This is a genomic window from Paenibacillus hemerocallicola (genome assembly GCF_006265175.1).
Lineage (GTDB): Bacteria > Bacillota > Bacilli > Paenibacillales > NBRC-103111 > Paenibacillus_AB > Paenibacillus_AB hemerocallicola.
On record NZ_VDCQ01000025.1, the window covers coordinates 1 to 18,009 of the forward strand.

Here is an 18,009-nt window from a genome sequence, read left to right on the forward strand (position 1 = left end):
TCTCGGAATACGTAAAAGCCCGCCGTTTGCGGCAGGCTTGTGTGCTTTTAACGATGAGCGAGCTATCCGTTGCCGAAATCGGCGACTCGATAGGTCTCGAGAACACCTCATACTTTTGCAAAATTTTCAAAGAGAACAAGGGAATTACACCCAATCAATATCGATTGCAGTGGCAACGATCCAAGTGAATGAAGCGGAAAAAGCGCGTGCGGCGATCAAGTGAAAGACTCCGATTTGATCCCTGCACGCGCTATGTTCTTAAAATACGTAGACATTTTCCAGTTGCCACGGTCTCGACATCGACTTTCAATTGATGAAGCAGCCATTTCATTCTGACAATGACTTCTCTTGGATTACACCAGCCATGCGGTCGCGGAAAAAACGGCATAACCTTTCACATAGGGAACGATTTCGTTACCATCTTTCGTGATATCGAGGTAACGCAGCATCGCCGATTCCGATTTTTTGAAAATCGCGTTACGGCTCCCTTGCAGATGAACGGTTGAACCCTCAGGCGAGTTTATGCAAATTGAGCCTACCTAAAGCTATTCCTTCATGCCCAGTTGCAACATCGCGATGGTTTGCGAGAAATAGCAGACGATGTCTTATCGGAGGATTTTCAAATGGAACTTGGACTTGAATCGATCTCAGCTGCGCAGTTATGCCGCAGTCATAATCAGGTAGATTCTAATCTACTGGAGCAGATTTTCGCAGACCATGTTGCCCGAACCGTGGCTTCTTCGAGAACTTGGGTGAGATCTCGACGGACCCGTTCTTACTCGACTTGCTTATTGCCTGAAATGACGTTTTTTGTTGCACTGCCGCCGAGGCGAATCATCTTTGAAGGAGAAAGCTTTTGGATCTTATTATTGGAGATGATATTCGAGCTGGCATGGTCCAGATTGCTTTCGCTACTTCCGAAAGTGTAACCCTTATCGTGCTCGCAATAGTTTCTGGCTCCATCACGAGAGCTGAGCCAGATTGGGGGAAGCTTACCGTCATAATTGTTGTAGTAAAAATAATTATTAGAAATTACATTGTAGCTCGGTGTTTGATGGCGAATCGTCCCTCCCTCCCCACAATTTCTATAGAGAAAGATTCCGCCATTGCCGAGTTCAGTTAGTTTATTGTTTATGATCTGATTATTGGCTGAACCGTCGATGGCGATCACTTCACGACTCTTTGTTGTGACATTGAACTCGTTGTTTTTTATAGTGTTGTAGGCGGATTCGGCATCGAGATAAACGACGACGCTGCCGCTGGTTCCTTTAAATGTGGAGTTGAGAATTTTTGAATAGGTCACCCCTGGAGAGAAGTACAGTGGAACTCTGTTTTTCGAATAGATAGCGATATTGTTAAATTCAATGTTTCTGGGAGCCGCTTGTTGGGCTCTAGCCGTGTGACCGCTGGAGCGCGACGAAAGTAAAACGCTTTCGGCCTCTCCATTTTGTCCAAGTCCCATCACGCGAATGGAACCTTCTACGATGCAATTCGAAATCTTTATATTTTCAGGTCGTGAATAAGTGGAACCGTCTTGGATAGACTTGACAGTGATCATGTCTTTTCCGTCATTGACTCCATTATTGCCTAACAGTTTAGCATTATTGCAGTTCAACGTCAGATTGGAAGCTCCGGCTCCTTCATAAACCAATCGCTTAGTGATGACGTCGCTGGACTTCAGGTTAAGCATGCAATCCACCCTGACAAAAGCGTTTGAAGAAGTCGCTGGCGCAACAATGTCCTGAAGTTTTGATGCGGAACAAGCTTTGGGGTCAGAACTTGAACCGGAACTGAAATCCGATCCGGAATCCGAGCCAGAGTCAGAGCCAGAGCTCGGTCCATAACTTGAAGCCAAGCCTGAGTCCAAACCCGAATTTGATCCCGACACCGCTCCGCTATCGCCGTTTTGAGCTTCCAAGCCTGTTTCAGGGAATACCTCTTCGGAAAAAAGGTTTCCGTTACGGTCTTCATAAGGTAAAATTTGTGATTCAAAATCGCCGCTGCTGCAGCCTTGAAAAAGCAGAGCCAAGGAAAAGCCTATGAGAAAGACAGGCAGTAATCGATTCATATTCTTCTCCTTTTCCTGGCGCATCAGATTCAAAAATAAAATTCTGAATCAAATGCATCGGGTTCCAATATAAAAAGTAAAACGCAAGATTCATACGCGGCCTTGGCCAAGGGGTTGGCTTTGAAGCGTCACTTTGTCGAGAACTTTTGCCGCTGTCGACAAAACTGATAGCGCCCAAGGTAAAGCCGCGTCATAAATCACGTTCGGAAGAACGCAATCTATTGAAAAGACCGGCGTTTATAGTAGAATATATCATAAAATCATAAAGTTCCCTACAGGAAGTCATAATTGTGCTACATAATAACAGTATTCTACTGCATCTTTTCGAGAACGTACGAGAGTCGATATTTTGCCTTCGTTCCCCCGACTACATCCTGAATAACAACTTATCCGGTCTTGGTTTGATGAGTTGCAATATGACCATATGTAACGTTTATATATTCATTTGGATGGATGTAAGCGCCAAGCGTACCTTCCACGAAGTTGCTGTAGACGGGAAATCGCCTCCTTCTATCTGATAGGCTCTCGGAATTCAACGTCGATTTCAGCTGACGCCGAGCGAATCGATCAGCTGCTTCTCGGAAGGAAACTTATCCCCCGCCTTCAGCTCGTTTTCCAATATATAGCTTTTGAGCCGCTCACTTACGATTTGGAGCAAATTCATTCTTTTCGGAGTCTCCCTTGCGTTCCGCCTCCCTTCCATGCCATATGCCACTATTGGTTGATCGTCGTCGACGGTTGCATGATACGCCCGTAATTGTCCATAGAAGGAATAACAGGAATGGCTGCCGGAGCGGCAATACGCGTCATACCCGACATTCGAATCGCATAGATGGTTAGACCATAGTATACAATCTGCTACTATAGAAGTGACTTTTCCCATTGTCAACTAGTTTTTGGCCGCTGCCGCTACAAAGAGCCCATAGGCGCAGGGCGGCAGTATATTATCATTTTGGACGGCTCGTGTTTTTGGTCGATGCGCTGCTGCACAAGCTGAAGCAAGCGCAGTCGGCAATCGGTTAAGCCGCAAATCGAGCAACAAGGCCCGGACACTCCCCAAGGGAGCTCCAGGCCTCTAGCGGTACGCCCAGCATGGGCGTCAGCTGTCATCGGGACAACAATTGGCAAACATGTGTAAGTCGCTCCCGCGTAGGCATTCAGTTGGCGCATGGGGAGGGCAGGCAGAGGGGTTCCGACCGCTGTTGAAATCTTGCGCTGCGCGATTCTGGACGAAGAAAAGAGTTAGACCCAGTATCTCATTTGGTAAGATTTCGTTAAATCAGAACAATACAGCTTAGATCGGCATAACCGCCATTCACGACGGAGGCATAGTTGCCCATCGGACCGTAAAAGAGGTCTACCTTCGTCTGGGTTGCGGCCAAATCGGCAAACTTGACCGTATTGTAGTTCATCCACTTCAACGTAAAGTTCGGATGCCCCCGCCGGATCGCGTCCCCGTAAACCTCCATAAACCGTTCCTCGCTGGAGTCGCTCCCCATATAATAAACCGTCAGCTCCATTGGCTCCTTCGTGGGCCCGGCCGGCGCATTTCCATTGTCGGCTGCCGCACTTTCTTCCTTTTTCCCCTCGCTCCCGCCGCTGCAAGCGGCAAGCAAAAGCGTCATAAGCGCCCATACGATAAGGAACAAAATCCCGATCCGCTGTCTATTCGTGCTCATATCCCCCATACCTCCACATCAATCTATAAAAAGAGCGCTTACAATTTTCCCGTTTCGCGGTATGCTTTTTCCAAATACGCCGTTTCCGTCCTCCCATGGATGCCGGAGGGGCGAGCAGATTCTGGCCCGATCCGTGAAGACCGGGCCGCCTGTCGCTCGTTCCGGCGCAGCCATTCTACACTTTCGTCAGCTTCACCTGCAACACCCCGTAGCGGGGAATGCGAAGCTCAAGCTCTTTTTCCATGCCCGTAGCGACCAGCTTCATCGTGTTCGCTTCATCCAGCGCATATCGCTCGATGATCCATGCTCCTTCCGCCAGCCCGTTCATAGCAAGTCGCAGCCTGTTATCCCGATCGCTGAAATTGCTGATCAGCACCATCGCCTTCTTACCGCTGTCGTGTACGGCGGCGCACGCGTATAGGTCGTCGCGTCCGTGCTCCCACTCCGCAAGAGCGCGTTCTCCCGTCTCGCCAAGCTCCCGGATCGCGCGGAACGCGTAAAACGTCTTCTGCGGAACGCCGTAGCAATTGAACAAGCCGCAAAAAATCGAGCTGGGCTGACCGTCGTAATAATTGGCGACGTCGACATCGGCGTCCTGAAGGGCGATCAACGTGGCCGCGGCAAACGAAGCACCCTCCGGACCTTTGCCCCGCTCCAAAATGTCTTGCTTCACATATTCGTCGGTCCACATCGTTTTCCAGCTCGCACCCGGCGGAAACCGCAAGTAATTCCATTCGTTCAGATGGCTTTCAGCAGCTGTGAAGCCGTATTCGTCCAGCATGGCGCGTACCCGTTTTCCCATCGAGAGCGGTCTTAGCGGATTGTTCGGATATACATGCCAAGAGAGGAAATCAAGCGGGAGTCCGTGCGTTCTGCAATAGTCCAGAAAGCCGAACGTCAGTTGATTGAATACGCCTCCCCCGCAAGCGTAACCGCCGATCTTCAGCTCGGGATCCAAGGCTCGGAGGACGGTCGACGCCGCCCGGTACAGCTCGTAAAACTGCTCCGGCGTCCCCGGCCACATTTTCTCGTTCTCGACCTCGTTCCATATTTCCCAATACTGGATGCCGTGATGAAACCCGTCTGCCCACCCCATATTGTAATGCTTGACGATTCCTCGGCAAATGGCCGCCCACTTGTTGTTGTCCTCCGGCGGGTAGCAATACCACCTTTTGAAATGCTCGATGCTTTCGCCCAATCGGTATACGATCCGGGCTCCCGTATCGACGATCGATTGGATGTAGCGGTCCGTTCGCTCGAACCGGTAGCTGGCCGGATCTTCCGGATCTGCGGAAAAATCCGGGAAGATCGTATGAATGTCCACTTCCAGCGGGTGCGGCCAGTTCGGATCGTGTATCCGTACCCACGGTACGGCCAGCTCCTTGTAAGAGTGTGTCACGTCTATCACATTGCCGTAGCAGAGCGGCCCATTGTTGACACCCTGCAGCGCCTTGACGGCACCGAGCTTCTCGGAAAAATCGATACGGATATTTGCGGTCATCCTTCCTGTTCCTCCCATAATGATCGAATGATAGACACCGTGGCGTCGGCCAGCTTCTGTCCGCCCTCCGGTCCCACGGGATTGCTCGCCGGCACCGCGCCATATCCGCCTCCCAAAACCGAGCGCGGGCTCGGAACATAAGTGCCCGCTCCCGCCAATTGCACCAGGAACGTCTGAACCGCCGGACTCCGCACCTTGATCTGCGACCCGAAATCGATATACAGCTCATACGGATTTGTCGCGAATACGAGGTCTCCCAGTCTCACGACATGAAGCTCGGCCTTCTCGCCGGAAGCACCCTCCCGCTGGCGTTCCCATCGTGAAAGCACATCCCGGTGCCAGCTCATGCGTCCGTAAGCGTTGGTTGCCGCACGGTACCAGCCCGGCGATTCGCGCAGCTCCGGCCGTTGCTCGAGCTTGTCCAGCTCCGCGTCGAATTCCGTCCGCCACCGTGCGGACTCGTTCGTCGCTTCCAGACGGGCCGATTCGTCGAGAAGGTTTGCCGGCAGCTCCTCGAATGCCGCCCGATGCCTCAGTACCGCTCGGGTATGAGCGGCCGCACCGATCACGGATACCGTTTCCTCGACCGCGTTCGCGATCCGCCGCGCGATTTCCATTCGTTCCGTCCGTCCATGGAGCTCTCTCATCCGCAGCTCGGCTTCCTTTCCATATAAAGAACGAGGAGATTGATCGCCGGCCGCGCTGCATTGCGGCAGCACGAACAAGCGCTCGCCCAGCCGCCGGCGGAGCTCCTGGCGCGTTTCGTGCCAGAAATCCGCGCTGATCGCATACCCTTGCTCGCCGACCTGCGCCGGACATGCGACGTTAACCACGATGCCGCTCAGCTCGCCTTCCGTATTATACGTAGACAGCACGTTGACGGAATGATCTTCGTACCCTTCGATTTGACGGAACGTATCGGCCACTCCCGGCTGCAATCCGTACATGATCGATTGTCCGCGGTCGTTCACCCATCGGCGGTTTCTTCCGACCACCGCCTGACCGGCCCCATAGGCGAAAGCTCCCTCTGCTCTATCCGTCCACGCCTTCGCGACCGCTTTGGCGATCCGCTCCGCCGCAAATTCGACATATGCCGCGACCGGCATCGCATCGAGTCCGACGCCGCTTGCTCCGCCGCTCGCATGCGCCGCCTGCGAGGAATTCGGCCGTATTTCCGGCGCCGTGTGGGAGTGGGTGGCGTGCAGGATGACCCGCAACGGATCGAGCCCGGCGGCTTGCCCTCTCAGTCGGTCTCGGACCGCATCGCGCAACTCGGCGGATACCGAGATCGTATCGCAGGCGACGAATACGGCATGGTCCGCGCCGGAGTCGATCGCCCACGCCGTTGCCTGCAGCGGGTCGGCCACCCCCTCCGATAATCGGGCATGAAACTGCCCGGCCAGCAATACCGGCTCCGACGGCGTAATATCCGCTTCCGCCCAACCGATTCGTAGGGACGATCCCGTTTCCGCATCGTATGCAAATCGGGCTGTCTCTCGTTCTACACCTGCCGATCCTGGAATGGCTGCGTATCCTCCGGACTGCTCCGCCCGCTTGTTCATTGCGATCCCCTCCATATAAACGAATGTGGTGTCGCCGGACGATCAGGAGAACGTCAGCTCCATCAAATACTCCTCTTGCGTCTGCTCGAATCCGGCCTCCCGGAGCGCCTCCATCAGCTCCCTATTGCTTGCCCGAACATAGTGCGCTTTGCGCGAAAGCCTCACGACGCATGGCTTCATGATTTCCGCCAGCATATAGCGGATCACGTCCCTGCCGTCCCCCCGCCCCGGGTCCGCTTCGCAATGGCACAGCCGGATCGACGACAGCCGATTGGCCGAATCGAGTTCTTCCTGATACAAGGAATAACCGGCAGCCGTCCCTTTGCTATCGTATACGATAAGCGATCGTCCGCCGTCGAGACTGAACCATTCGGTCGTCCACGAAGACAGGCGGCCGTTGTAGAAGGGCAAGCCGCCCGCCAACTCCGGCGTTCCCCGGACAGAAGAGTAGCCTCCTTCCTTTTCCCGGCGAAATGGCATTTCCGAGAAACCGCCTGTTCGGCGCAAATCCAGCAATCGGTCTGCGACAACGAACCCTTGGCTCCTATACGCCGCAACAGCTCTGTCGTTGTCCGTCCGCGCTTCGAGCGAAAGCCGTTCGGCTCCAGATGTCTTCGCCCGACGGATCGCCTCCGCCAACAGCAGCTTGCTCAGACCGCAGCCGCGAAAGGCGACGGCTACCCCTGTTCCGCCGTTCCAAGCGAGCTTTCTTCCCCCGAAGTCCCGCCAGCCGATCATGACGAAGCCCGCTGGCGTATCGCCCGCATAGGCGGCCACCGACATTTCCGGATGGATGTGAAGCTTGCCCATTCGCACCGCCATCTGAAATTCCGTTCGCGACATGTCGTTTACATACTGCTCGAATCCTTTGTTCCACAATGCCGTTATATCCGCTATCGAGCATTCGCTCAAGCTTCTGAGCCGGATCTCAGTTCCCCGCAAGCCGTCCCCTCCTCCTGCCGCGCGTCGCCCTTTCAGGTCCCGGTCCATATTGGCCATGGACCGGCTATTGCCTTATGCCGGCGTCGGTCGACGAGTATTAGCTTACATCGGATCGCGGAGACGCAACGGACAGTTTTTCGGTGTTCGCGCCATTTTTTCGCTCCCCGAGAGTATCTTTGCAATGTAACGAGGTCTACCCAACTGCGCCGAGAAAAAGTAGAATGAAGAAAACCTGTACATGCAACGGAGGAGAACAGCCATTATGACGCTCTATCCGGAAACTAGAAGCCTTGCTTTATCCCACCCCGGGATAACGATTTCCGAACAATTTCCATTCCGGATCGGTATTCCCCGGATTCATAGCCATTTTCCTGCCCACCGCCACGAATATTTGGAAATCTCCTTCATTCTGGAAGGGACGGGATATCAGGTTATTAACGGCAAGAGACATTCGCTGCTCCCCGGAACGTTTTTCTTCTTGCTGCCGTACCAGGTGCATGAGATCTTTACCGAGTCGGTTCAACCGCTGCGGCTGTACAATTGCATGTTCGATATGAACTTCCTGTTTCTTTCTTCCGCACTAGTAACGGGGCTGGACCAGCTGCTGTACATGTATGAGGAATTGCCCCCCTCCGTACAACCGGAAGGAGACGAGCTGGACGTATTCAAGAAGCTGTTTGCCGATATGCTGGCCGAGTTCGAAGGCGATCGCATATGGAGGAACCACTTCCTTCAAATAAAGCTGCTGGAAGTGCTTATTCGCTTCGACAGACTGAGAAGACAGGAGAAGGTGTCGACCTCTTCGCCCGATCCCGTCGGAACCCGATCGATCTGGTCGATCATCCGCGACGTTCACCTGCGCTACCAAGAACCGCTCACCTTATCGGGATTGGCCGAACAATACGGCATGAGCCCCTCCCATCTAAGCGAGGAGTTCAAGAAGCATACGGGGGTCAACTTCGTCCACTTTCTGCGGGACGTCCGTATTCGCCATGCCTGCGGCCTCCTGGCTTCCTCCGAGATGAGCGAAATCGACATTGCCGCCGAAGCCGGATTCGGATCGTTCCGATCGTTCTCGCGCACTTTCCGGGAATTGAAAGAAATGACGCCGGGGAAATACCGCATATGGCACAAAAACAGCCGTTCCCGTTTCGATTCCGAGTAATGGTTAAGTAAATGCAATATGCAATAGTGCTTTAGTTCCGCATCAAAACGACCTTTTTGGATCATCTGCCTGCAAAACTGCATTTAGATTTGTTCCATCCCAAAAGGAATTGCCCAACCTCGCTTGCAAGGTATTCCCCTTTTTCCAACTTCTGCAACGCGGAACCGGAACTAAAAAACACACCTTTTCAGGGTGTGTTTTTTCAACTCAGTCGAACGGCAATCCGTCCATGTTCCGCCCCGTACCGACGAAAGCAAGCTTGCCTTGTTCGAGCAGCAGAAGCGAGCAATCGGCTCTCGGGTCGATCTGTTCCAGACGATGCGTCGCGATGACGACGGTGCTGTAGGCAGACAGTTTTTCCAGCTCGTGACGGAAATAGGCGGACTCCAATACATCCAGCCCTTCGAAAGGCTCATCGAGCACACATAGTCGCGGGGCATGCATGATGGCCTGAAGCAGCCCGATCTTGCGCCGCTCTCCGCCCGACAAAAGTCTCATGCGTCTGCGCTTAAGCGTGGCGATTCCGCTCTCCGCGATCAGACGCGGAAGTGCCGTTCGGCTCCATCCTAACGGCATCCCTTTGCGATCCGCTTCGTGACGCAAATATCGTTCGACGGTCATATCGGGATACCCGGCGAACTGCTGGGGCAAATAGCCGGTCATCGCCCTAACGTCGGCATAGTCGAGGATAACGTTAATTATGCCGTCGTCGGCGCACCTAACGGCTGCAGCGTCCCGGCGCTCGTAGCGGATACTCCCTTCGCAGACGGGTCCGACCGTTGCCAGCAGGCTAAGCAGGGTGCTCTTGCCCGATCCGGCCTTGCCAACCACATAAGTGATGCCTCTCTCGAACGTATGGGTTATGCATCGAAGCGCCGGTTCTCCGCCGATCCGGCAGCTCAATCGGTCGCAATAGATTCGGATAGACGCGTCGAGACTCACGGAGACGCCTCCTTTCCGTGACGGCAGACGAAATAAGCGGCCAACAAGCCGGCGGTCATAGCCCAAGCGATATAGCGCGTCGTCTCGTAATAAGGCAAGCCGGGTGTCGCCAGCAAGTACGCCCATTGCAGACGGTCGCCTCCGGCGAGCTGCGCGGCCCATACCGCGAGAAGCGCCGACGACGACGTCCGTGTCCCCCACCATTGGGACAGGACGAACCCGGCTACCGCGAACAGCAATAGCGGGGCGGTCCAACCGAGCAGAAACGGGATCAGCGTCAGCCGGATTCCCGTATCCGTCAGCATGAAGGATGCGGCCAAAGCGGCGGCAAATTGGACGCCCAATACGACGGAGAATCGCGCGATCGTTTGCTGCAGAGGCGAATAATAACCGATGCGCTGCAGTTGCCGCATTCCTTCGTCGATCGGGCGGAATGCGTACGCCATAGCGAATATTGCGATCAGCGTTATGCCGTGCAGCCATACCGACAGTCCTCGCGCAGAGTCGTATTCATACTGACCGGCGCCATACCCGGCAGCGAATATGGCTGCTGCAGTCGCCAGCCAGCCCCGCGTACCGTATACGCTCCATTGCGAACGGAACAGCACATACGCCCGGCTCCATAACGGCTCCCGCTGCCGCGCTTTTTCCAACTCGGACCAAACGTCGGGAATCTCGCTCCCCGATGCCGTATCGGCATGACTTGCCTCGACTATCGCCTCGCCCCGGGACGGCGCATCGCGGTCCGCCATTGAACGTACGCGGGCGATCAGATCCGCAGTTCGTTCCGGTGTCGGCAAAGACGCCGTATAACGGTCGAATTTGCCTCTCCATGCTTTCTCCAACCGGACCAGCTCGCGCTCCTCCTCGGGTGAAAGCCGTTCTTCGCCATCGGGCGGTTCCGTCGTTTCCGATTCGATTTTCAAATAGTCCGGGCGCTTTCGTTCGTCATCGATTCCCATCCGGCGCGCCCTCCTTTCTTCGATTCGGCATCGGCTCCGATTGCGGCTCCGGCGCCAGGTCCCCGTGACGGTCTGCTTCCAAGAGTGCTTCCAGCTTCCGCAGCCCGCGGAACAACTGAGTTTTTACTGTGCCTACCGGCAATTCGAGCGTCTCCGCGATTTCCGCATAAGGCATATCCTGATAAAAGCGCAAATAGAGGACGATCCGGAAAGAAGGAGATAGCCGATTTAACGATTCGACCATCCATTGCCGCTCGATTTGCCGATCGAACAGGTTGATCGTCCCTTCCGGCATACCCGAATGCAGCGCTGTGCTATCGTCGGACACCGGCGTTTCCCGGCGGACGGACGCCTTCTTCCAATGATCTTTGCACAAATTGATCGCGATCTTATACAGCCAAGGCTTGAACCGATCCGGGACGAAGCCGCGCCTTGCTTGCCGCAGCACCGTTACAAACGTATCCTGCACGATATCCTCGGCAAGCTGCTCGTCGGCGACGGCGCGAGACACGAATCCGGACAAAGCGCGGTTATGCCTGTACATGATCGCGTCCAGCGCGGAATGGCGCCCTTCGGCCAACTCCCGCATACACGCCTCGTCTTCCATCGGTTTATTCACGCTCCATCCCTATTTTCTCCTTAAGACAAGCATAACCGCCGCCGCCCATAGTGTGCAGAACGCCGCCATATACCAGAATCGGTTCGCGACCACCCATCCGTCCCAAGGAACCGCGGCGCTGGTACCAGCATGAACGACGGACCGGAACACGCCGGTGAAATGAACGACCGCCGGGGCGTATTCGCCCAAGTTGTCGCCCGCTCCGACAGCCGCCGCCCACAAACCGACGGCACCGAGAAGTCCCCCCAACGAATGGTTCGCCAGTATGGTGCCGACCATCGCGCATGCCCCGACAGTCGCGTGAACAGGCAGAGCGAACATGAATACTTTCCAGACGTTCGAGCCGAACCGCGCATGCATATAGACGGAAACGATCGCCATGACCGCACAGAACAGCAGCATCCCGAAACCGTACCGTTCGGCGATTACGACAATTCGGCGCTGCGGATATGTCCATATTTGACGCAGCCAGCCGGAATCGGCATCCAGCGACATCGCCCATGATACGGTAACCGCTGCGAGCAGCATGCCCTCCTTCTCATAGACCGAGCTCGCTATATCCTGACTATGTTGGCCGCTCTGCACAATCAACCGCGCGGCCGCGAACGTGCATAGGACAACAAGCCAGCTGAACGGCGATTTCAACCATAGCTTCGTCCATAACGAGCAACGGTACGCAAACGCGGCTTTGCCGTATGGGGTACGCGGGCTCATGACGCGCCGCCTTTCCCGATCCGCTGCCATGTCTCGACCGGGTCGAACGAATTCGGCGGCTCAGCAGACTTGAACGCTTTGTATAGAGTCCCAGCCATCCGCTCCAAATGGTCGCCGCCTTGTCGTTCCTCCTCCGCGATCAACTCGAGGAGTCGGCTCTGCTTGCCTGCCGGCTGCCTGCCTTGCAGACGAAGATAAAACGATTCGAACCGATCGAACCGCATCACGTAGTCGATATCGAACCGTTTGCCGTAGCACCAGCTCACGAGCCAATTGACCATATCGGCGAGATCGTCTCCTCCCTCGACGCGGGGAGCATTCACGTCCATATATGCCCAGCGAACATCGGAACCGTCGAACAGCCAATCTCCCTCCTGAGACGTGAAAATTGTAGTCCATAACGAAGGAATGTCAGCTTTCTCGCCCAGCCATGATTCAATAAACTTTTGCCGCTCCAGCGTCCTCCGCACTTCCTCCGTAGTAGCCGCCAGCATATCCGGATGGTCGACGACTCTGACACCTTCTACGTCCTTCTCCGCGATGACGCCCGCGGCGAGGAACAGTCCGTAACCGCTCGTCCCCTCATATCGGCCGGGCGACGTACGGACAATCGGCATGACCGCGTCCGAATAGGCGCCGTCTTCGAGAGATACCCTGTATGTAGCCGGAGCGGGCTCAACGTAGATGCCGTTTACCGCGATATGCCCGATCGCCGTGTTGTTGTGGTCGGCCGCCCGAATCAGCTGCCGTTTGCCTATCAACGGATACCAAGCGACCGATTTCGGGAGGTTGAGCATCGTTTTGCTCGCGAAGCTGTACTTCAATAGCCCTTCTTCGCGGTATTCGTCAATTTCGCCCTCGTAGACGAACGTCAGTTTCATCGTTTCGCCACGGAGTATCGGCTGTTCTGTCCGAATCGCGACGATATCGCCGTCTCTCGACCACGTTGCCGGCCGGTCCGTCTCCACCGAGACGACCCGAATCGAACGGTTCAGCGTAAAGTAGACGTCCGATGAAGACTCGGACCGTTGCTGGCGCACCGTAACGACTGCGGTCGCAGCTAAGGTGTCCTGCCCAGGAAAGCGGATCGTCAGGTCGTACCGATCCGGAACGAAATCGGTGTCGGGAACCTCATTCTCGTATAACTTTTCGTGCGATAGGCCTTGAGTCGAGTAATGGTCTATTTGCTCTCTTTGACCATCGATCCGGCCGGCAAACCCCGCAAAACCGGCCGACAAAACGATAACGGAAACGGTTCCCGCAATGAATGTCGCAAGCCGGTACGTTAGCGTTTCACGCGGTCCGTTGCGACTGCGTTCGAACGCAGCTACCCCCAGAACGAACAAGCCGAGCGATGCGATCGCAAGCGGGAGCTGATGTTGTATGACAGGCTGCAAATGCGGGATTTCCCACACATTGCGAAACGGAAACAATTTGTATCCGGTCAGGCCGTAAGGCGAGAACCAACGCCATATCGTTTCCAGTGCAGGCGTACCGGTATGCCCTTCGTTCTCGATGAATAGAGGGCACATCCACAGCAGAGGCAGCAGCAAATAAACAAACCGTCCTCGCAACATAATCGCAACGGTAAAACCGAGACTGATCATGAAAACCATTCCGCAGCCAAGCTGCAGCGAAGTAAACGCAAGGTGAACCGGCCATTGCCGCAAAGAAGCGCTCCCCGCCGCCGCAAACCAGCCGAGCTGAGCGACGGCGCCGACGAGCGTGAACAGTTGGCCGTACGCTTGCAGGGCAAGCCATTTGCCGCCGAGCCATGCTCCATTCGACACGTTCCAGGACAGCGACATCGGCTGCATGCCTCCTGCCCGTTCTTTTTCGATCCGATGCGCGGCTGTCAGCGAACACATCAGCATGACCGCCATCGACACCGGGTACAGTTGGTTGTAGAATACGTCGCCGCGAAGCCCTCGGCCGTTCGGGTCCGCCTCGTAACGGATGATCGTGAACAGCCAAAATGCCGCGAACGCGCACAAAAGCACCGGGGCAGCCTTGCCTCTCCATAACAGCGTCCATTCGTGCCGAAATACGGCCATCAGCTTCGCCATCCGTCTGCGGCTCCCTTCAAAGCGGCCACATAGCCGTCCTCTACTGTCGGCTCTGCCGGCGCAGCATCCGGAAACGGCCGCTCGGCGGCGATGAACCGGAGCGTTATCGCGTTCCCTTCCCTCCGGCTTCCGACGACTAGCCGCTCGGCGAACCATCGATCCGCCTCGGACGCCGGCAGGCGAGCTTCCCACACATGGCCATCCGCGAGCCTCGCCAGCTCCCGCAGTTCGCCCTGGAAGCGCAGCCGCCCTTCGTGAAGCACCGTGACACTGTCGCAGCTCGTCTCGATGTCGCCGACGATATGGGTCGATAATAGAACGACGCGAGTTTCCCCCCAACGGCGAAGCAAATTGCGGAAGCGAATGCGTTCCGCCGGATCGAGGCCGGCCGTAGGCTCGTCCAGAACGACCAATTTGGGGTCGCCGAGCAGCGCCTGCGCGATAGCGAGCCGCTGCTTCATCCCGCCGGAATACGTCTTGATTTTGCTGTTCGCCTTGTCGTTCAAATTCACTTCCGCAAGCGCCTTTTCCACCTCCTGCGAGCGTACCCCTCTGTCACCGATCCCTTTCATAGAGGCGGCATAATGCAGCAGCTCGGCGCCGGTCAACTGGCTTGGCAGGCGTATTTGCTGCGGCACGTAGCCGAGAAGTTGGCGAATGCCGCCCCCTTGCGTAATCGGATCCAATCCGAATATGGACATCTTGCCCGAATCCGGCACGGTCAAGGTGGCCAATATGCTCATCAGCGTCGACTTTCCCGCGCCATTCGGTCCGAGCAGCCCGTGCAGACCGGGTGCCAGCGACAGATCGACACGGTCCAAAGCACAGTGTCCGCGGTATCGTTTGGTCAATCGTTCCAACCGAATCATGACTGCATATCCTCCTGTCATTTCGTCTTCGATCCTAACACGAAACAGGGGGCACTAAAAGTTTCATGTCGATTCGATATTTTTATCCAAGATGGGAAGCATGATAAAAGCAAGAAACTGACTTTCAGCTCATGCACGAAGAAAGGCTGCCGAGCGATTCGAGTCGGCAGCCTTCTTCATGATCTTGAATTTTTCTCAAAGCATAGCAAATAGACTTCGCCTAATTGGATTGCCGTTCGCTCGCCTTCTCGGGAGTGCTGCCAATTCGCCACTCGTATAAACGCTCCCATCGTTTGCGTGCCGGTTCGGCGGCGGCTCCGATTGCCCATCGTCCGAAATGCAATTTATAGCCTGCGGATAAAAAGCAAGACTACTCGTTCCTTCCGATCCGAAACGTCCACTCGACAGGAGGTACGACCGCGGTTCCGTTGTTGTCGGCTGCCTCAATGACAACCTTGTGTTCGCCCGCCGCCAGATCCGAGGATGGAACATACGTCAATTTCCCTGTAACGGTATCATACCGGTGATCCATGACCGAATCGTCAAGCCACATCCGAATGGAGGAAGGATGCACGCCGCTACCCGAGTCCGTAACCGATGCGCTAATCTCGGGTCTGGTTCCCGCTGCATGCACCGTATTCGGAGCTGGAGACAATCCTTGGATCGACGGCCCTTCGACATCCTCGTCGAGATCCATGTATTCCGCACGAAAGTTATCCAAATAAATGGCGCCAGAGCTTTTTATGGTTTCATCCGTTTCGATGACGGATAGCGTGTTTACTTTAATCGGAAAAACAGTTTGATCCTGCATATCGACATATACATAGTTCCAGCCTTTCCAGTACACGCCTCTCTCGTCGGTTGCATTTATGCTTTGCCTGAGACCTGCCGCATCGCTAATCTCGAATCGCAGCGTATGCCGCTTCGAATCGCCGTACACCCATACGCTTAACCGGCTAGGGGTGCCGCCGATCTGATGCCCGATGTTATCGGAATCGTCAGTAAAGCGAATTGCCGCCTCCGACAACCCGTTCATGCCGGTGAAATCGTAAGTCAGCTTAGCGGAAAAAGTGCCGTATCGTACGGGCTGCGGTCGAGTCGCCCTGGACAGCTTTACCGAACCCGGTACCGCATTGGATTCGTGGATACTCATGCCATCCAGCGTCTCGAAACCCGTTACCAGGTACGGCAAAATGCCGATCCGCACGTCAGCCTCCGCTACCGCTTCTCCATGCCTTACCGTAACTTTGCCCCGAACTATTTCTTCCCCGGCGAGAAACATTCCGTCAGCAGAAATCTCTCCTATTTTGCCTTGCACCGACCAAGTTACTTGTTCTGCACAAAGATGAACCCGCTCACCCTGTACGTCATAGGCCAATACCCGAGGATGCGCGCTCCCCCCCGGCCTAATGACCATAGTCGACGGTTCGATTTGCAAATAGGCGGCATGCCGCTGCACGATGACCTCTCCGGTTTGAGTCACCCCTACGCCGCCAACGACAATTTGCCCGACTCCGCTGTCGGGGCCTGCAATAAACACGCCATCGCGATCCACCGAACCTATATTCCCTTCCACCTTCCATTCGAGCTGCTCTTTCCGTATCGGGACACTGTTGCCATAAGCGTCTCGGCCCTTTGCGGAAAACGAAACTTTGCTGCCGCACATAACCTTGATCATCGGCTTGGGCAATAAAACGAGTTGCTCCAAACGACTTGTCGGAGCTGTGCTCGCTAATGCCAATACATTGCCGACCATTCTCTCGAAACCGTCCGATGGCCGATTGCAAAGCACGGGACGTTCGTCGCCGGGCAGGCGTACATAACACGTGGTCGAGCCTCCTCCATCAACGTTGATGGCCTGCTCCATACCGAGCGATTGCAGGTAGAATGCGCCTTCAGCCAGCGTGATGCCGTCGGAGTGCCCTGGCTGCCGCCCGTCTACAGCGATCATATACATCTTCCCGCCTTTGACGCCTATCATTGTCCGCGGATGACGATCGCTGTTTTGTCTGACGGCAGGATCCAGCAGCGTTGGCGACACTTCACCGTCTCTCAGCAGGACGAATCCTAATGTCGAGCTGCCCGAAACGACTTGCCGCGCTTGATCCACAGCATTATCGTACGAAAGATCGATGCTCACCTTCATGCCCGGAACCAAATATTCGGCGATCCATTCCGCCTTCCGGCCTGTTGCCGATATAACAAGCTTGCCTCTTTCGATCGGCGTATCGGAGCCTTTGATTACCCGATCGACGGTTCCGGTGAGCCGTACCTCCGTTTTGAATGTATCGCATCCCGCGTCAGCGGAGACGACAACTTCGACTACATCTCCCGAAGTCCGGGTAGAATTGCCGAATCGATCGTTATAAATCCAGGCATGGTCCGTATAGACGGCGCTTTGCGCCCGATTGATCATATGCAGCGGCAAACATGAACCGTTTATTGTCGTCAGCACCATGTTGAGTGCCACCGCTTCCCGCAAAACGACGGTTCCGTCGGACAAAACGGCCAATAGAACCTTCGTTACGGCCGGCGAAGTTACGACTTCTCCATTCGTGATTTGCAATCCGGACGGAACGCCCGCGTAGCTGAAGAAATCTCCGTTGAAGCCGCAAATAATGCGCTTCCCCTGCTTCTCCAGTTGATGCAGCAGGTTACCGACCGTTTCGAGTCTCGTAACCCCGCCTTCCGAGGAGAAGGCTTCCAGGCGCAGGTATGGGTTTGTCGCATCGATTTCGGTAATTTGAATGGATTGCAGCATATCTTGACCGCCGAGCTGTCTGCTCGTATGCACGACACCCGGAGCAACGCGAAATGTATCCTCTCGCTTGACGACCCAATCTACCGCCTTTTGCGCTATGGCCATCCCCAGTAACTCGCGGTTTTCCTTCAACGTCTCGGCTCCTTCGTATTAACGCTT

At 55.3% G+C, this 18,009-nt stretch carries 15 protein-coding genes; 2 read left to right on the forward strand and 13 right to left on the reverse strand.

Annotation, left to right across the window (positions count from 1 at the left end):
- Positions 1-53: 53 nt before the first annotated feature.
- Positions 54-188, forward strand: coding sequence for a helix-turn-helix domain-containing protein (locus tag FE784_RS42880; protein ID WP_425465552.1), 135 nt, complete (start codon positions 54-56; stop codon positions 186-188).
- 587 nt (positions 189-775) lie between these two features.
- On the opposite strand, the gene FE784_RS18120 is transcribed toward FE784_RS42880, so the two are convergent.
- The 6 genes from FE784_RS18120 to FE784_RS18145 form a co-directional block, all read right to left on the reverse strand.
- Entirely contained in the window at positions 776-2,068 is a 1,293-nt protein-coding gene (locus tag FE784_RS18120) for a right-handed parallel beta-helix repeat-containing protein (protein WP_139603640.1), read from the reverse strand.
- A gap of 544 nt (positions 2,069-2,612) precedes the next feature.
- The gene (locus tag FE784_RS40960; RefSeq protein WP_176706336.1) at positions 2,613-2,732 is read right to left on the reverse strand and encodes a GntR family transcriptional regulator; all 120 of its coding nucleotides are present in this window, start codon (positions 2,730-2,732) and stop codon (positions 2,613-2,615) included.
- A gap of 610 nt (positions 2,733-3,342) precedes the next feature.
- Positions 3,343-3,747 (reverse strand): hypothetical protein, encoded by a 405-nt coding sequence (locus tag FE784_RS18130; RefSeq protein WP_139603642.1) that lies wholly within the window; start codon positions 3,745-3,747, stop codon positions 3,343-3,345.
- A 175-nt stretch (positions 3,748-3,922) separates the two neighbouring features.
- Positions 3,923-5,248: a GH39 family glycosyl hydrolase gene (locus tag FE784_RS18135; RefSeq protein ID WP_176706337.1), complete on the reverse strand. Its 1,326-nt coding sequence runs from the start codon at positions 5,246-5,248 to the stop codon at positions 3,923-3,925.
- On the reverse strand, positions 5,245-6,810 hold the full coding sequence (locus tag FE784_RS18140) for a hypothetical protein (RefSeq protein WP_139603644.1): 1,566 nt from the start codon (positions 6,808-6,810) through the stop codon (positions 5,245-5,247). Before FE784_RS18140 ends, FE784_RS18135 begins: the two co-directional genes overlap by 4 nt.
- Positions 6,811-6,852: 42 nt before the next feature.
- Positions 6,853-7,752 (reverse strand): GNAT family N-acetyltransferase, encoded by a 900-nt coding sequence (locus FE784_RS18145; protein ID WP_176706338.1) that lies wholly within the window; start codon positions 7,750-7,752, stop codon positions 6,853-6,855.
- A gap of 262 nt (positions 7,753-8,014) precedes the next feature.
- Between FE784_RS18145 and FE784_RS18150 the strand changes: the two genes are divergently transcribed.
- Positions 8,015-8,917 (forward strand): helix-turn-helix transcriptional regulator, encoded by a 903-nt coding sequence (locus tag FE784_RS18150; RefSeq protein WP_176706339.1) that lies wholly within the window; start codon positions 8,015-8,017, stop codon positions 8,915-8,917.
- 207 nt (positions 8,918-9,124) lie between these two features.
- On the opposite strand, the gene FE784_RS40965 is transcribed toward FE784_RS18150, so the two are convergent.
- From FE784_RS40965 to FE784_RS18180, 7 genes are all read right to left on the reverse strand, one after another.
- Positions 9,125-9,859 (reverse strand): ATP-binding cassette domain-containing protein, encoded by a 735-nt coding sequence (locus tag FE784_RS40965; RefSeq protein ID WP_176706340.1) that lies wholly within the window; start codon positions 9,857-9,859, stop codon positions 9,125-9,127.
- Positions 9,856-10,821, reverse strand: a complete 966-nt coding sequence (locus FE784_RS40970) for a hypothetical protein (protein ID WP_176706341.1) — start codon at positions 10,819-10,821, stop codon at positions 9,856-9,858. Before FE784_RS40970 ends, FE784_RS40965 begins: the two co-directional genes overlap by 4 nt.
- The gene (locus FE784_RS18160) at positions 10,808-11,440 is read right to left on the reverse strand and encodes an RNA polymerase sigma factor (protein ID WP_139603648.1); all 633 of its coding nucleotides are present in this window, start codon (positions 11,438-11,440) and stop codon (positions 10,808-10,810) included. The genes FE784_RS40970 and FE784_RS18160 overlap by 14 nt, the downstream gene beginning before the upstream one ends.
- Before the next feature lie 9 nt (positions 11,441-11,449).
- A complete protein-coding gene (locus FE784_RS18165; RefSeq protein ID WP_139603649.1) occupies positions 11,450-12,154 on the reverse strand; it encodes a hypothetical protein in 705 nt (234 codons plus the stop codon).
- Positions 12,151-14,220, reverse strand: coding sequence for an ABC transporter permease (locus tag FE784_RS18170; RefSeq protein WP_139603650.1), 2,070 nt, complete (start codon positions 14,218-14,220; stop codon positions 12,151-12,153). The genes FE784_RS18165 and FE784_RS18170 overlap by 4 nt, the downstream gene beginning before the upstream one ends.
- Entirely contained in the window at positions 14,208-15,089 is an 882-nt protein-coding gene (locus FE784_RS18175; protein ID WP_139603651.1) for an ABC transporter ATP-binding protein, read from the reverse strand. The genes FE784_RS18170 and FE784_RS18175 overlap by 13 nt, the downstream gene beginning before the upstream one ends.
- Positions 15,090-15,459: 370 nt before the next feature.
- Complete coding sequence (locus FE784_RS18180) at positions 15,460-17,982, reverse strand: phosphodiester glycosidase family protein (protein ID WP_139603652.1); 2,523 nt, start codon at positions 17,980-17,982, stop codon at positions 15,460-15,462.
- Between the last annotated feature and the right edge of the window lie 27 nt (positions 17,983-18,009).

Bases quoted from the DNA above. Each gene is read 5' to 3' on its own strand.
- FE784_RS42880 (WP_425465552.1), top strand. From the start codon at position 54: ATGAGCGAGCTATCCGTTGCCGAAATCGGCGACTCGATAGGTCTCGAG.
- FE784_RS18120 (WP_139603640.1), bottom strand. From the start codon at position 2,068: ATGAATCGATTACTGCCTGTCTTTCTCATAGGCTTTTCCTTGGCTCTG.
- FE784_RS40960 (WP_176706336.1), bottom strand. From the start codon at position 2,732: ATGAATTTGCTCCAAATCGTAAGTGAGCGGCTCAAAAGCTATATATTG.
- FE784_RS18130 (WP_139603642.1), bottom strand. From the start codon at position 3,747: ATGAGCACGAATAGACAGCGGATCGGGATTTTGTTCCTTATCGTATGG.
- FE784_RS18135 (WP_176706337.1), bottom strand. From the start codon at position 5,248: ATGACCGCAAATATCCGTATCGATTTTTCCGAGAAGCTCGGTGCCGTC.
- FE784_RS18140 (WP_139603644.1), bottom strand. From the start codon at position 6,810: ATGAACAAGCGGGCGGAGCAGTCCGGAGGATACGCAGCCATTCCAGGA.
- FE784_RS18150 (WP_176706339.1), top strand. From the start codon at position 8,015: ATGACGCTCTATCCGGAAACTAGAAGCCTTGCTTTATCCCACCCCGGG.
- FE784_RS40970 (WP_176706341.1), bottom strand. From the start codon at position 10,821: ATGGGAATCGATGACGAACGAAAGCGCCCGGACTATTTGAAAATCGAA.
- FE784_RS18165 (WP_139603649.1), bottom strand. From the start codon at position 12,154: ATGAGCCCGCGTACCCCATACGGCAAAGCCGCGTTTGCGTACCGTTGC.
- FE784_RS18170 (WP_139603650.1), bottom strand. From the start codon at position 14,220: ATGGCGAAGCTGATGGCCGTATTTCGGCACGAATGGACGCTGTTATGG.
- FE784_RS18175 (WP_139603651.1), bottom strand. From the start codon at position 15,089: ATGATTCGGTTGGAACGATTGACCAAACGATACCGCGGACACTGTGCT.